This is a genomic window from Acidimangrovimonas pyrenivorans, from assembly GCF_042643245.1.
Lineage (GTDB): Bacteria > Pseudomonadota > Alphaproteobacteria > Rhodobacterales > Rhodobacteraceae > Acidimangrovimonas > Acidimangrovimonas pyrenivorans.
In genome coordinates this window covers 55,617-69,416 of the sequence record NZ_JBHRSK010000011.1, presented here as the reverse complement: position 1 = coordinate 69,416, position 13,800 = coordinate 55,617, and the positions used below count along the sequence as shown (strand labels likewise).

The 13,800-nt window shown below is 68.1% G+C and carries 17 protein-coding genes; 6 read left to right on the top strand and 11 right to left on the bottom strand.

Translation table 11 applies throughout. From position 1 onward, the window contains the following. Window positions 1-5: 5 nt before the first annotated feature. From ACFOES_RS14345 to ACFOES_RS14320, 6 genes are all read left to right on the top strand, one after another. Window positions 6-347 carry a hypothetical protein gene (locus ACFOES_RS14345; protein WP_377833992.1) on the top strand — a complete coding sequence of 114 codons (342 nt, stop codon included), beginning with the start codon at window positions 6-8 and terminating at the stop codon, window positions 345-347. 144 nt (window positions 348-491) lie between these two features. Continuing rightward, on the top strand, window positions 492-1,520 hold the full coding sequence (locus ACFOES_RS14340; RefSeq protein ID WP_377833991.1) for a PhoH family protein: 1,029 nt from the start codon (window positions 492-494) through the stop codon (window positions 1,518-1,520). Further along, window positions 1,504-2,010 (top strand): rRNA maturation RNase YbeY, encoded by a 507-nt coding sequence (gene ybeY / locus ACFOES_RS14335; RefSeq protein WP_377833990.1) that lies wholly within the window; start codon window positions 1,504-1,506, stop codon window positions 2,008-2,010. Before ACFOES_RS14340 ends, ybeY begins: the two co-directional genes overlap by 17 nt. Before the next feature lie 39 nt (window positions 2,011-2,049). Next, window positions 2,050-2,988 (top strand): hemolysin family protein, encoded by a 939-nt coding sequence (locus tag ACFOES_RS14330; protein ID WP_377833989.1) that lies wholly within the window; start codon window positions 2,050-2,052, stop codon window positions 2,986-2,988. 65 nt (window positions 2,989-3,053) lie between these two features. Next, the gene (gene lnt, locus ACFOES_RS14325) at window positions 3,054-4,523 is read left to right on the top strand and encodes an apolipoprotein N-acyltransferase (RefSeq protein ID WP_377833988.1); all 1,470 of its coding nucleotides are present in this window, start codon (window positions 3,054-3,056) and stop codon (window positions 4,521-4,523) included. Between the two features lie 99 nt (window positions 4,524-4,622). Continuing rightward, window positions 4,623-4,994 carry a DUF2237 family protein gene (locus ACFOES_RS14320; RefSeq protein WP_377834071.1) on the top strand — a complete coding sequence of 124 codons (372 nt, stop codon included), beginning with the start codon at window positions 4,623-4,625 and terminating at the stop codon, window positions 4,992-4,994. On the opposite strand, the gene ACFOES_RS14315 is transcribed toward ACFOES_RS14320, so the two are convergent. The 11 genes from ACFOES_RS14315 to ACFOES_RS14265 all read right to left on the bottom strand — a co-directional run bounded on the left by ACFOES_RS14315 (window position 4,976) and on the right by ACFOES_RS14265 (window position 13,799). Continuing rightward, complete coding sequence (locus tag ACFOES_RS14315) at window positions 4,976-5,533, bottom strand: helix-turn-helix transcriptional regulator (RefSeq protein WP_377833987.1); 558 nt, start codon at window positions 5,531-5,533, stop codon at window positions 4,976-4,978. The two genes, ACFOES_RS14320 and ACFOES_RS14315, sit on opposite strands and share 19 nt — an antisense overlap. 42 nt (window positions 5,534-5,575) lie before the next feature. Next, the gene (locus tag ACFOES_RS14310; RefSeq protein ID WP_377833986.1) at window positions 5,576-6,067 is read right to left on the bottom strand and encodes a hypothetical protein; all 492 of its coding nucleotides are present in this window, start codon (window positions 6,065-6,067) and stop codon (window positions 5,576-5,578) included. A gap of 111 nt (window positions 6,068-6,178) precedes the next feature. After that, window positions 6,179-6,598, bottom strand: a complete 420-nt coding sequence (locus ACFOES_RS14305) for a hypothetical protein (protein ID WP_377833985.1) — start codon at window positions 6,596-6,598, stop codon at window positions 6,179-6,181. Window positions 6,599-6,872: 274 nt separating this feature from the next. Continuing rightward, a complete protein-coding gene (trpB, locus tag ACFOES_RS14300) occupies window positions 6,873-8,105 on the bottom strand; it encodes a tryptophan synthase subunit beta (protein ID WP_377833984.1) in 1,233 nt (410 codons plus the stop codon). 1 nt (window position 8,106) lies between these two features. After that, a complete protein-coding gene (locus ACFOES_RS14295) occupies window positions 8,107-8,571 on the bottom strand; it encodes a GNAT family N-acetyltransferase (protein ID WP_377833983.1) in 465 nt (154 codons plus the stop codon). Then, window positions 8,568-9,212, bottom strand: a complete 645-nt coding sequence (locus ACFOES_RS14290) for a phosphoribosylanthranilate isomerase (protein ID WP_377833982.1) — start codon at window positions 9,210-9,212, stop codon at window positions 8,568-8,570. Before ACFOES_RS14290 ends, ACFOES_RS14295 begins: the two co-directional genes overlap by 4 nt. A gap of 83 nt (window positions 9,213-9,295) precedes the next feature. After that, entirely contained in the window at window positions 9,296-9,646 is a 351-nt protein-coding gene (locus tag ACFOES_RS14285; protein WP_377833981.1) for a LapA family protein, read from the bottom strand. Between the two features lie 13 nt (window positions 9,647-9,659). After that, window positions 9,660-9,941 carry an integration host factor subunit beta gene (gene ihfB / locus ACFOES_RS14280; protein WP_377833980.1) on the bottom strand — a complete coding sequence of 94 codons (282 nt, stop codon included), beginning with the start codon at window positions 9,939-9,941 and terminating at the stop codon, window positions 9,660-9,662. 561 nt (window positions 9,942-10,502) lie between these two features. Further along, window positions 10,503-12,185, bottom strand: coding sequence for a 30S ribosomal protein S1 (gene rpsA / locus ACFOES_RS14275; RefSeq protein ID WP_377833979.1), 1,683 nt, complete (start codon window positions 12,183-12,185; stop codon window positions 10,503-10,505). Between the two features lie 265 nt (window positions 12,186-12,450). Next, window positions 12,451-13,197, bottom strand: a complete 747-nt coding sequence (locus ACFOES_RS14270; protein ID WP_377833978.1) for an SMI1/KNR4 family protein — start codon at window positions 13,195-13,197, stop codon at window positions 12,451-12,453. After that, window positions 13,197-13,799: a (d)CMP kinase gene (locus ACFOES_RS14265; RefSeq protein WP_377833977.1), complete on the bottom strand. Its 603-nt coding sequence runs from the start codon at window positions 13,797-13,799 to the stop codon at window positions 13,197-13,199. Before ACFOES_RS14265 ends, ACFOES_RS14270 begins: the two co-directional genes overlap by 1 nt. Window position 13,800 lies beyond the last annotated feature (1 nt).

Genomic DNA, 13,800 nt, shown 5'->3' with positions numbered 1-13,800 from the left:
GCGAGATGAACATTGTCAAACTCACGGCCCTGCTGCTGCTGCCGCTGGCACTCGGCGCCTGTGCCGATCTAGAGGCGACGCCGAAGAACAAGGGCGTCGACCGCGGCCCGATCGGGGTCAAGTCGCTGACCCAGCTCAAGGCCGGGATCTGGGTCGACCCGACCGGCTGCGACCACTGGATCATCGACGACGGCGTCGAGGGCTATCTCTCGGCCCGGCTGGACAAATACGGCAAGCCGGTCTGCTCGGGCATCGCCCCGCCGAACGTGGCCACCGGGCCGTTCAAGGCCGGCGGCGACATCCGCGATCCGGTCAAGCCGGGCGAGAAGATCACCTATACGCGCTAGGCCCGGGAGATGGGCAGCAGGCGGCCGCGGATGCGCAATCCGCGGCCGCTTCGTTTCACTTTATTGAAATTTTTGCACCAGAGCTTGCGCAAACCCCTTTCGATTGCCACCATATTCATGTGACCTCTTGCACAGGAGTCGTTATTGGGCATCAGCGCGCTGACACCCCCGCCCGTCCCGGAAGACGTCCAGGAGACGCTTCTGGAATTCCCCGACAATCGCCTGCTGATCGGCCTCTGCGGTGAGTTCGACCGCAACCTGGCCCAGGTCGAGCACCAGCTTGGCGTCCAGATCATCCGGCGCGGCAACCAGCTCGCCGTGATCGGCCCGGGGGCGGCGCGCAGTCAGGCGGCGGTGGTGCTGCGCGGTCTCTATGCCCGGCTCGAGGCCGGGCGGCAGATCGACGCGGGCGATATCGACGGCGCGATCCGGATGGGCGACCCGATCTTCGAGACCCCGGGCCGCGGCGGCGAGCCGGCCGACCAGCTGGAAATGTTCCAGGGCGGCAAGGTCGAGATCCGCACCCGCAAGAAGATCATCGAGCCGCGCACCGAAGCGCAGAAGGCCTATGTCAAGGCGCTCTACGCCAACGAACTCGGTTTCGGCATCGGCCCGGCCGGCACCGGCAAGACCTACCTCGCCGTCGCCGTCGGCGTCTCGATGCTGATCGGCGGCCATGTCGACCGGATCATCCTGTCCCGCCCCGCCGTCGAGGCGGGCGAGCGGCTGGGCTTCCTGCCCGGCGACATGAAGGAGAAGGTCGATCCCTACATGCAGCCGCTCTATGACGCGCTGAACGATTTCCTGCCGGGCAAGCAGCTGCAGAAGCTGATGGAAGAGAAGCAGATCGAGATCGCGCCGCTGGCCTTCATGCGCGGCCGCACCCTGTCGAACGCCTTCGTGGTGCTGGATGAGGCGCAGAACGCGTCCTCGATGCAGATGAAGATGTTCCTCACCCGACTGGGCGAGGGCAGCCGCATGGTGATCACCGGCGACCGGACCCAGGTCGACCTGCCGCGCGGCATGCCCAGCGGCCTGGCCGAGGCGGAACGCATCCTCGGCAAGGTCAAGGGCGTGAGCTTCAACTACTTCACTTCCCGAGATGTCGTGCGCCACCCGCTTGTCGCCCGGATCATCGAGGCGTATGAGCGCGACGATGAGGCCGCTGGTTGACACTGTGATCGAGGACGGGCGCTGGGACAGGTTCGGCCTGGGCCCGGTGGCCGAACGCGCCGCGCGGGCGACGCTGGAGGCGCTGGGGCTCGACCCGGCGGGCTACGAGCTGTCGCTGCTGGGCTGCGACGACGCCCGCATCGCCGTGCTCAACGCCGATTTCCGCGACAAGGCGACGCCGACCAACGTGCTCAGCTGGCCGGCCGAGGATCTTTCCGCCCGGGACGAGGGCGCGGCGCCGGCGCTTCCCGACGAGGGCAGCCCGGAGGATCCGGAGGAGTTGGGCGACATCGCCATCTCCTGGCAGACCTGCCAGCGCGAGGCCGGGGACCAGGGCAAGACCATGGGCGCCCATGTCACCCATCTGGTGGTTCACGGAACCTTGCATTTGTTGGGTTACGATCACATTCGCGATGGCGATGCGGCTTTGATGGAAGGGCTTGAGACGCGAATACTTGCAAGCCTGGGGGTTGCGGACCCATATTCGTGAAAGTGCGGGCCATTCTGCCCGCTTGTTTGGAAAGGACAGATGGACAGCAGCAGCGAAGGGTCTAACGCAGCGCAGCGCGCGCGAGACCCCGAAATGAGCGAGCAGCAGGGCTTTTTCGGCCGGCTGTTCAGTGCGTTTTCCCCTGACAGCGATACCGCTTCCGAGACGGCCGAGCCGCGGCCGGTCAACGGCGCCGCCGCCGCCAACTCGTTCGGGTTGAGCAACCTGCGCCGGCTGCGGGTCGACGACGTCGCCATTCCCAAGGCCGAGATCGCCGCCGTGCCGGTCGACATCCACCGCGAGGAACTGGTCGAGGTGTTCCGCGAGCATGGCTATTCCCGCCTGCCGGTCTACAAGGACACGCTCGACAAGCCGCTCGGGCTGGTGATGCTCAAGGACCTGGCGCTGACCTACGGTTTCGGCGCGCCCGGCGGCCGGTTCTCGCTGCGCAAGCTGATCCGCCCGGTGCTGTTCGCGCCGCCGTCGATGCCGGTCGGGGTGCTGCTGCAGAAGATGCAGAAGGAACGCGTCCACATGGCGCTGGTGATCGACGAATATGGCGGTGTCGACGGGCTGGTGACCATCGAGGACCTGATCGAGACCGTGATCGGCGAGATCGAGGACGAGCATGACGAGGCCAATGACGGCTTCTGGACCGCCGAGAAGCCGGGCGTCTACCTGGTCCAGGCGCGCGCGCCGCTCGACGAGTTCGAGGCCGAGATCGGCCACAGCCTCGCCCCGACCGAGGAGGACGAGGAGGAGGTCGACACGCTGGGCGGCCTGGTCTTCCTGCTGATCGGCCGGGTGCCGGCGCGCGGCGAGGTCATTCGCCACGAAAGCGGCGTCGAGTTCGAGGTCGTCGATGCCGATCCGCGCCGGATCAAGCGGCTGCGGGTGCGGCTGCCGGGCACGGCCCCGGCCGCGGCGAGCAAGGCGTCGTCCTCCCCGAGTCGCGACAGCGCAGCGGTGAGCGGCTGAAGGTGCGGCTCCCCCGGGTTCTGAAAGCTCCGGCACGGCCCGGGGGGCGGGCACTGCTCGGCGCCATGGCGCTGGGGGCGCTGATCGCCACCGGTCAGGCGCCGCTGGGCTGGTGGGGATTGGCGCTGGTGGCCTTGTCGGGGCTGACCTTCGTCATCGCGCGCGAACGCTCCGTCGCCCGCGCGGTCTGGCTGGGCTGGCTCGCCGGGGCCGGGCAGTTCGGCGCGGCGATGTTCTGGATCGTCGATCCGTTCATGGTCGATCCCGGCCGCGACGGCTGGATGGCGCCCTTCGCGCTGCTGTTCATGGCCTTCGGCATGGCCCTGTTCTGGGCCCTGGCCGCCGGCATCGGCGCCGCGCTGGGCCGCGGCCTGCCGAGCCGGGCGCTGGGGTTCGCCCTCGGCCTCGCCGCCACCGACCTGCTGCGCACCTATGTCTTCACCGGCTTTCCCTGGGCCCTGGTCGGCCATATCTGGGTCGGGACCTGGCCGGCGCAGGCCGACATCTTCCTCGGCCCCGTCGGCCTGTCGCTGATGACGACGCTGGCCGCCGCCTTGCCCTTCGCCGTGCCGCGCGGCCGGGGCATCCTGCTTTCGGCGCTGCTGCTGGGCATGGCCGGCGGCTTCGGCCTCTGGCGCCTCGACCAGCCGGTGCCGCCGCGGCCGCAGCCGATCACGGTACGGCTGGTCCAGCCCGACGCCGAACAGGCGCTGAAATGGCGCCCGGACATGCAGCGCGTCTTCTTCGACCGCCAGTTGCGCTACACCGCCGCCCCGGGCAAGGACGGCCGGCGCCCCGACCTGATCGTCTGGCCCGAGACCTCGGCGCCGTTCCTGCTCAACAATCCCGGCATCGGGCTGCAGATGATCGCGGCGGCGGCGCAGGGCGTGCCGGTGGCGCTGGGCATCCAGAGGGTTTCGGGCCGGCGCGCCTATAACAGCCTTGCCGTGCTGGATACGAGGGGCGATGTCGAGGATGTCTATGACAAGCATCACCTGGTGCCCTTCGGCGAGTACATGCCGCTGGGCGATTTCCTGGGGAAGTATTTCGGCATCACCGCCTTCGCGGCGCAGCAGGGCAACGGCTATTCACCCGGTCCCGGCGCGGCGGTGCTCGCCCTCGGCCGTCTTGGCCATGTCCTGCCGCTGATCTGCTACGAGGCGGTGTTTCCGCAGGATATCCGGGCGGCGCCGTCGCGGCCGGACTGGATGTTGCAGGTCACCAATGACGGCTGGTTCGGCAATCTCGCCGGCCCTTACCAGCACCTCGCCCAGGCGCGGCTGCGGGCGATCGAGGAGGGGGTGCCGCTGCTGCGCGCCGCCAACACCGGGGTGTCCGGGGTGATCGACGCCAAGGGGCGGCTGCTGAAGACGCTGCCGCTCAACAGCAAGGGGTATCTCGACGTGACCGTGCCGGGATCGCTGCCGGCGCCGCCCTATGCCCGCTGGGGCGACGGGCCGGTGCTGGGGCTGCTGCTCGCCGGGCTGGCGGCGGTGGCGATCGGCGCGCGGCGGCGGGGCGGACCGGCGGCCTAGGGCGCGCCACAAATTCCCCACGCCGTGACATGACAATGCGTCCCGTCGCGGCAATACTGGCGCCGGCCGACAGAAGGCCGACAGGGGAGGGAGATGTCGATGATGGAACCGTCGTTGAACGTGCTGGGCGGGAAGCTGGAGACCTGCTCGACCGACCCGATGACCGGCTTCTACCGCAACGGCTGCTGCGATACCGGCAAGCTCGATTACGGCCGCCACACCGTCTGCGCGGTGATGACCGCCGAGTTCCTCGCCCTGTCGAAATACCTCGGCAACGACCTGTCGACGCCGCGGCCCGAGCACAACTTCGCCGGTCTCAAGCCCGGCGACCAGTGGTGCCTCTGCGCGGTGCGCTTCCTGCAGGCGCATGAAGAGGGGGCGGCGCCGCAGGTGAACCTTGCCGCCACCCACAAGCGGACGCTGGACATCGTCCCGCTCGAGGTGCTGGAACGCTACGCCGTCGGTCGCTGATTTTCGCGGCCGACGGGCAGGGCCGCGAGTGCCGCCGCCGCCGGGGCGCGGTCGACCAGCGCCTCGGCCATAAGGTCCTCGATGAACAGGCTGAGAAGTTGCGGCCGGCCGCTGACCCCGGCCTTGCGGTAGATCGCGTTGGTCTGGGCCTTGACGGTGCCTTCCGAGGTGCTGCGGATGCCGGCGATTTCCTGGGTCGAGAAGCCCTTGATCGCGAACAGGGCGACATCGCGCTCGGCCGGGGTCAGGCCCCAGTCGCCGAAGCGTTCCTCGAGCAGTTCCATGAAGGCGCCGGAGGCGGCGCGCAGCTGGCCCTCGACCTTGGCGGTGCGCTGGAGCGAGCGCCACAGCGCCACCGCCCCCAGCACCAGCCCGAGAATGAGGCCGAGCGCGGCGCCCATTTCGAGCAGTTCCTTGTTCTGCCAGCTGATCGGGTGGGCCCGCAGCCCGAGAACGGTCAGCACGATGTCCGAGACGAAAAAGAAGGCGCAGAAAGCCTGCACCGCGAGGATCACCGCCACGATGTGGAAATTCGTCATCGTGCCACCCCGGTGGGTTCCGTTCGGCCGGGGGTCCGCCGCTCAGTCACTGCCGCCATCGCCGCCATCTCCTCCGTCGCCGCCGCCATCGCCGCCGCTACCGCTGCCGTCGCCCCCATGGTCGCCGCCACTCGAGCCGCTGTCGCCGCCACTGTCCCCGCCGCCGTCACTGCTGCTGCCTCCGTCGCTGCTGCCGGAGGAGGCGTCGGACACGCCCTCTGCCTCTCCGCCGGTGCTGTTGGGACGCGAATCTAGAATCTCGTCGCTGGCAGAAACCTGACCGCTGGTCGCAAGCGGCTGCCAGTAGTCGCGCAGGATCTCGCCGGTGCGCGGATTGATGATGATCTCGCGGGTCTGGGTCTTGCTGGTGGCGACGATGCGGGTGCGGCCCAGCCAGGTGCGGGTGACATGCATCTTGGTGAAGCCCTGGGCGCGGAGCTGGCGCTCGACGCTGTCGGTCATCGCATCCGCCCGCGCCATCGGCGCGATCAGGAGCGTCGCCGCCAGGGCGGTCACGAATTCTCTGCGCTGCATCGCTTGCCCTCCTGTCTGCTGCCGGGCCCGGGGGTCATATCCTGGGCTATATCTGGTCGGGACGACCCCGGCGCAAGGGCCGGGGCCGCCGAGAGGCCTGTGGCAAATGGTTCAGTCGTGGCCGCCGTCGCCACCTTCACCCCCTTCGCCACCGGCGCCGCCATCCCCGCCGGCATCGCCGCCATGGCCGCCCGCGTCGCCGGCACCGCTGTCGCCGCCGCTGCCGTGCCCGCTGTCGCCGCCCTCGGAGTCGCCGCTCGTGTCCGCGCTGGTGTCGGTGCTGTCATCGGCGCCGGAGGCGCTGTCGCCGTTGCGGCTGCGGGTCGCCGTGCCCTGGGCGTTGTCGTCGTTGGTGCGGGTGCGCGTCCGGGTCTGGGTCTGGAGCTGCTGCTGGGTGCTGTCGTTCTGGGCATATTGCGTGCCGAGCGTGGCCCGGGTCTGGCTGCGGAGCTGCAGCCCGTCGCCGGTGCTGGCAACGGCCATGGAGCCGAGCGCGGTCAGGGCGGTGGCGGCAAGGATCATCTTTTTCATCGGGTCTCTCCCATTTACGGCAGCGCCCTCTGCGCCGCCCGGTGAGCCGAAATTGACCCTTCGCCGGCCGGTTCTCTATCCGCACCGGGTTTAGCCGGAATGCGCTAAACCCTCGGCAGAGGTCCATAAACCTGAGTTTATGGCGCCCTGGCCTCACGCGGGCGTGACGGGGCGTGTTGCGGGACGCCTCCGTGTTGGGGGGCCAAAAAAACGCCATCGCCCGGCACGAAGGCCGGGCGATGGTATGCTCTGCAACAGGTCCAGGGCCGACGGTTCAGCCGTTCATCTCGACGCCGAGATGCTTGGCGACGGTGAAGATGTCCTTGTCGCCGCGGCCGCACATGTTCATCACGATGATATGGTCCGAGGGCAGCTCGGGCGCGATCTTCATCACATGGGCCAGGGCATGGCTGGGCTCGAGCGCGGGGATGATTCCCTCGAGCTTGCAGCTCAGCTGGAACGCCTCCAGCGCCTCGACATCGGTGATGGCGACATATTCGGCCCGGCCGGTATCGTGCAGCCAGCTGTGCTCGGGCCCGATGCCGGGATAATCGAGCCCGGCCGAGATGCTGAAGCCCTCGAGAATCTGGCCGTCCTCGTCCTGCAGCAGGTAGGTGCGGTTGCCGTGCAGCACGCCGGGCCGGCCGCCGGTCAGCGAGGCACAGTGCTGCATCTTCTCGTCGACGCCCTTGCCGCCGGCCTCGACGCCGATGATCCGGACCTCCTTGTCGTCGAGGAACGGGTAGAACAGCCCCATCGCGTTCGAGCCGCCGCCGATCGCGGCGATGACGGTGTCGGGCAGGCGGCCTTCGCCTTCCTGCTCGGCCAGCTGCCAGCGCACTTCCTTGCCGATGATCGACTGGAAGTCGCGGACCATGGCCGGGTAGGGATGCGGGCCGGCGACGGTGCCGATGCAGTAGAAGGTGTCGCGGACATTGGTGACCCAGTCGCGCAGCGCGTCGTTCATCGCGTCCTTCAGCGTGCCGCGGCCCGACGTCACCGGCACCACCTCGGCACCCAGAAGCTTCATGCGGAAGACGTTGGGCGCCTGGCGCTCGACGTCATGGGCGCCCATGTAGACGACGCATTTCAGGCCGAACTTGGCGCAGACCGTCGCCGTCGCCACGCCATGCTGGCCGGCGCCGGTTTCGGCGATGATCCGGGTCTTGCCCATGCGGCGGGCGAGGATGATCTGGCCCAGCACGTTGTTGATCTTGTGCGCGCCGGTATGGTTGAGCTCGTCGCGCTTGAGATAGATCTTGGCGCCGCCGAGATGCTCGGTCAGCCGCGAGGCGAAGTAGAGCGGCGAGGGCCGGCCGACATAGTGCTTCCACAGGTCGTCCATCTCGGCCCAGAAGGTCGGATCGGTCTTGGCCTTCTCGTATTCGGCTTCGAGACCGAGGATCAGCGGCATCAGCGTTTCCGAGACGAAACGCCCGCCGAAAATGCCGAACCGGCCTCTCTCGTCCGGGCCGGACATGAAGCTGTTGATCAGGTCGTCGGCCATGTCAGTGCTCTCCCTCAGGGTCCAGACTGCGTTTATAGCCTATATGCGAAGCGGTAAAGCCGAGCCGGTCATAGAATGCATGCGCCCGGCCGCGGCTTTTATGCGTGGTCAGCTGGATCAGGCGGCAGCCGGCGGCGCGGGCCCGCGCCTCGGCATCCGCCATCAGCGCCGCGCCGACGCCGCGGCTGCGCAGATCGGCGGCGACGCGGACGCTTTCGACCTGGGCGCGGCTGGCGGCGCGCAGCGACAGCCCGTGCAGGATGTTGAGGTGATAGGTGGCGACGACGCGGCCGTCCTGCTCGCCGACGACGAGCTGGCTGTTGGCGTCGGCCGCGATCCGGTCGAAGGCGGCAAGATAGTCTGCCATCCCGCCGGTCTCGCGCTGGGCGCCGAGAGGGTCGTCGGCCAAGAGCGCCACGATTGCCGGCACGTCGTCCCGGGTGGCGCTGCGGAAGGTCAGGCTCATGCCATCGCCGCCTTGAGGAAGGCCGCGATCCTGGCCGGGTCCTTGACGCCCGGCGCGCTCTCGACGCCGGAAGAGACATCGACCTGCCGCGCCCCGGTGAGCTGGATCGCGGTGGCGACATTCTCGGGCGTCAGCCCGCCGGCCAGCATCCACGGCACCGGCCAGCGCCGCCCGGCGATCAGCCGCCAGTCGAAAGTCAGGCCGTTGCCGCCGGGCAGGGTGGCATCCTTCGGCGGCTTGGCGTCGACGAGAAGCTGATCGGCGACGCGGCCGTATTCCGCCAGTTGCGGCAGGTCGGCCTCATCGGCGACGCCGACCGCCTTCATCACCGGCAGGCCGAATTTCGCGCGCACTTCGGCCACCCGCTCCGGGCTCTCCTTGCCGTGGAGCTGGAGCATGTCGAGCGGCACCTCGGCGAGGATCGCCTCCAGTTCCGCATCCGTCGCATTGACCGTCAGTGCCACCTTGGCCAGCCCCTCGGGCACCTGCCGGGTGAGCGTGCGGGCCTCGGCGATGCTCAGGTGGCGCGGCGACTTGGCGAAGAAGACGAAGCCCAGATAGGCCGCCCCCGCCTGCGCCGCCGCCTCGATCGCCGCGGCATCGCGCAGCCCGCAAATCTTGACCCGGATATCCCGTGCCATCGCATCCATCCCGGGCCCTGCCGGCCCTTCTCAAACAGGAAAATCGGCCGCGCCGGAGGCACGCCCTTCGGCCGCCGCCCGGCTCAGCTCGCCTTGCGCTTGTCCTCGAGGATCGCCAAGACGTCGTCCTCGGGCGCCGTCTTCAGCTTGGCGACCTCGCGCTGCAGCTTGCTGGCCTCGCGCGTGCTCTTCGCCGCCGTCGCCCGGTACTTGTGCTCGCGCAGCCATTCCCAGCCGAAGCCCAGCACCAGCCCGGCGGCAACCCCGCCCAGCACGACCAGGAACAGCGGCAGCTGGATCGTCCAGTTGCGGCCGATATAGGTGGTCAGCTCGCCCGGCAGCAGGTTCAGCGTCACCATGCCGCGATTGGCACTGGCGACGATCAGCAGGGCCACCGCGATCAGCGCGAGCAGCAGGTAGCGAAGGATGCGCATGGTTCGGCTCCGGTTACTTGCCGTTCAGCCGGTCTCGCAGCAGCTTGCCGGTCTTGAAGAACGGGACGGCCTTTTCCTCGACCTCGACCGCCTCTCCGGTGCGTGGGTTGCGCCCGACTCGGGCATCCCGCTTCTTCACCGAGAAGGCGCCGAAGCCCCTCAATTCGACCCGGTCGCCGCGCGACAGGGCCTCGATGATTTCTTCGAAGATCGTGTTGACGATCTTCTCGACATCTCGCTGATACAGGTGCGGGTTTTCATCGGCAATCTTCTGAATCAGTTCCGAACGGATCATACAGCAAATCCCCCCTGTGGTCGGCCGGCTGCGCGCCACATGTTTATGGGGTGACTATAGGGACAATTGCCCGTCGCACAAACAGAAAGCCATTGGAATGACGGGGATTTCCCCTTGAGTTGAGCCAATGCCCGCCGACGCGGAGGGGCCGCGGGCCGCGGCGGAGGGTCGCGGCCGGGATGCTGCGCCGCCGCAGCCGCGCCGCGCGCGCGGGTGATTCGGACGCTCGACAGCCCGCGGCGAGGGGCGGAGGTGGGCGCGCGGCGGGGGAGGGCGTCGGCACCGGGGTGCGGCGCTGGGAAAGGCGGCGGGGCACCGGACTGCCGGCACGGTTCGGACATGGCACGACCCTCTGTCGTGCCCGCGGTTGCCGGCCGACCCCGCGACGCGCACCTTCGCCCGCGGCGCGCCCGCTGTGCCAACACGGCGTGCCAGGAGGGGAAGCCGCCGCGGACCAGGAAGCGGACCAGGAAGCCGATCGCCAAGGCTCTGCGCCATCTCAAAAGCAAACGGCCCCGCGCGGGGCGGGGCCGTTCGTAGGTCTGCGTGCCGGGGCTGGGCTCAGCCCTTGTCGCCCTTGAGCGCGGCGCCGAGGATGTCGCCCAGCGAGGCGCCCGAGTCGGACGAGCCGTACTGTTCCACGGCTTCCTTCTCTTCGGCGATCTCGCGCGCCTTGATCGACAGGCCCAGACGGCGGGTCTTGGCGTCGACATTGGTGACGCGGACGTCGACATGGTCGCCGACCTGGAAGCGCTCGGGGCGCTGCTCCGAACGGTCGCGCGACAGGTCCGAGCGGCGGATGAACGACTTCATGCCGTTGTATTCCACCTCGATCCCGCCATCCTCGATCGCCGTCACGGTGACGGTGATGATCGAGCCGCGCTTGACGCCGTCGACGGCATCGCTGAAGGCGTCGTCGCCGAGCGCCTTGATCGACAGCGAGATGCGCTCCTTGTCGGTGTCCACCTCGGTGACGACGGCCTTGACCATGTCGCCCTTGCGGTAGTTCTGGATCGCTTCCTCGCCGCGCTGTTCCCAGCTCAGGTCGGACAGGTGGACCATGCCGTCGATGTCGTTGTCGAGGCCGACGAACAGACCGAACTCGGTGATGTTCTTGACCTCGCCCTCGATCTCGGTGCCGACCGGGTGGGTTTCGGCAAAGACTTCCCACGGGTTGCGCATGGTCTGCTTGAGACCCAGCGAGACGCGGCGCTTGGCCGGATCGATCTCGAGCACCATGACGTCGACTTCCTGGCTGGTCGAGACGATCTTGCCGGGATGGACGTTCTTCTTGGTCCAGGACATCTCGGAGACGTGGACCAGCCCCTCGACACCCGGCTCCAGCTCGACGAAGGCGCCGTAGTCGGTGATGTTGGTCACGCGGCCCTTGTGGACCGAGCCCAGCGGGTAGTTGGCCTGCACCGAATCCCACGGGTCGGCCTGCAGCTGCTTCATGCCGAGGCTGATGCGGTGGGTTTCCTTGTTGATCTTGATGACCTGAACCTTGACGGTCTCGCCGATCGACAGGATTTCCGACGGGTGGTTGACCCGGCGCCACGCCATGTCGGTGACGTGCAGCAGGCCGTCGACACCGCCGAGATCGACGAAGGCGCCGTATTCGGTGATGTTCTTGACCACGCCCTCGACGGTCTGGCCCTCGTGCAGCGCGGCGATGACCTCGGCGCGCTGCTCGGCGCGGGACTCTTCGAGGATGGCGCGGCGCGAGACCACGATGTTGCCGCGGCGGCGATCCATCTTCAGGATCTGGAACGGCTGCTTGAGGCCCATCAGCGGGCCGGCATCGCGCACCGGGCGGACGTCGACTTGGCTGCCGGGCAGGAAGGCCACGGCACCGCCGAGGTCGACGGTGAAGCCGCCCTTGACGCGGCCGAAGATCGCGCCTTCGACGCGCTGCTCGTCGGCATAGGCTTTTTCCAGACGGTCCCAGGCCTCTTCGCGGCGGGCCTTGTCACGGCTGATGACGGCCTCGCCACGGGCGTTCTCGACCCGGTCGAGATAGACCTCGACCTCGTCGCCGACGGCGATTTCGGGCGCCTCGCCCGGGCTGGCGAATTCTTTCAGATCGACGCGGCCTTCCATCTTGTAGCCGACGTCGATGATGGCCTGGCCCGCCTCGATGGCGATGACCTTGCCCTTGACCACCGAACCTTCGTTCGGCGTGTCGATCTCGAGGCTTTCGTTAAGGAGGGCCTCGAATTCCTCCATCGATGCGTTTTGAGCCATGTGGTCTCGGTTTCCTTTATCTAACGCTTTCACTGGCCAGACGGTTGGCTCCGCCGGTCTTCGTTGATCGCCCGTGGGACGGCACAGCCAACAAACAGAAAGGGCCGGCGTGACTATCCGACCCTGCCCCAGTTGCTTCTTATATGGCGTGCCGCCTTGTTGACTGCCGGGTCTATAAGCCCTCTGCCCCAATCCCGCAAGGGCTTTCGGCCGCTTGCGGGTGGGGCGGGGACGGCTGGCTGCGATGCCGCGGCCACTCTGAAACTCACCCCCGAGGCGGTGTGTCGCCCGACAGCATTTTCTTCCACCATCGCTTCATTCTTGTCGTGACGGTCGTTTCGGCCGACCGGTCCGCATCGGCTCTCCGCGCGATTTCCTCCCAGTCGGATGTTTCCCCGGGCAACACGGCGCATCCCGCCCGGAGATCGCCATCAGGATCGTGAACCGCCAACTGTCGCGGGATCTCCGAAACGAGGAAATCCGAAAGATCGTGCCAGCGAGCCCCGACTTGCCCGGTGTCGCGATGGGCAAGCACGACTTCTTCCGCTTCGGTCAGGTAGAGCAGCCCCTGAGATGCCCAGGGGCCATTGATCGCGCCGAAACCGAACCAGGTCCTTGGAATATCTGGTGCGCGTTCGGTCGGATACTGTCCGTAGCGCAAGCTTATTGGAGCGGCCACGGCGTGTTCGATCTTTGCCGCATCGCCATAGATGGAAAGGGCGTGACACTCCAACCCGTTGGTGACGCGAAGAAACGCGCGCAATGGGGCAGGAATATGCGCCTCTGTCTGTTCCGGGATCGGGAAGTCAAGTTCTGCTTCCAGCTCGTCAATCTCGGCATCGTCAAGGCCGTTGAACACGTTGGCCGAGTACCAGGCGGGGCCCTTGTCCGGCATATGCCCTGCCTTGAACGCGTGGAATGGTCCGTCCACCACCCCGCGCGGTTCGAGGATACGCCGGATCTCGGCAATCGCGAATCCTGTTGCCTCAGCGACCGAGGACGACACCGTCACTACCGTTCCAGTTTCATTTCGACATAGCCTATCGCCTTCGCCACCGCCGCGTCGATGCTCAATTCCGAGGTGTCCAGCAGCACCGCGTCCGCGGCCGGTTTCATCGGCGCCGCCGCCCGCTCGCTGTCGCGCCGGTCGCGCTCCCGCAACTGCGCCAGCACCTCGGCCTCGCCGACCGCTTCGCCACTGTCGCGCAGTTCGAGCCAGCGGCGATGGGCGCGGACTTCGTCGGAGGCGGTGACGAAGAGCTTCACCTCGGCCTCCGGGCAGATGACGGTGCCGATGTCGCGGCCGTCCAGCACCGCGCCGCCCTCGGCCCGGGCGAAATCGCGCTGGAAATCGACCAGCGCCTGCCGCACCTCGGGGATCGCCGCCACCCGGCTCGCCGCCGCCCCGGCCTCGGCGCTGCGCAGGTCGCCGCGCTCCAGGTCGGCGGGCGCCAGCGCCCGCGCCGCCGCCACCGCGTCGCCGCCCTTGGCGCCGACGGCCCGGTAGAGCAGCCCGGTATCGAGATGGGCAAAGCCGAAATGCGCCGCCACCGCGCGGCTGATGGTGCCCTTGCCCGCCGCCGCCGGCCCGTCGATCGCCACCGTGAAGATCATC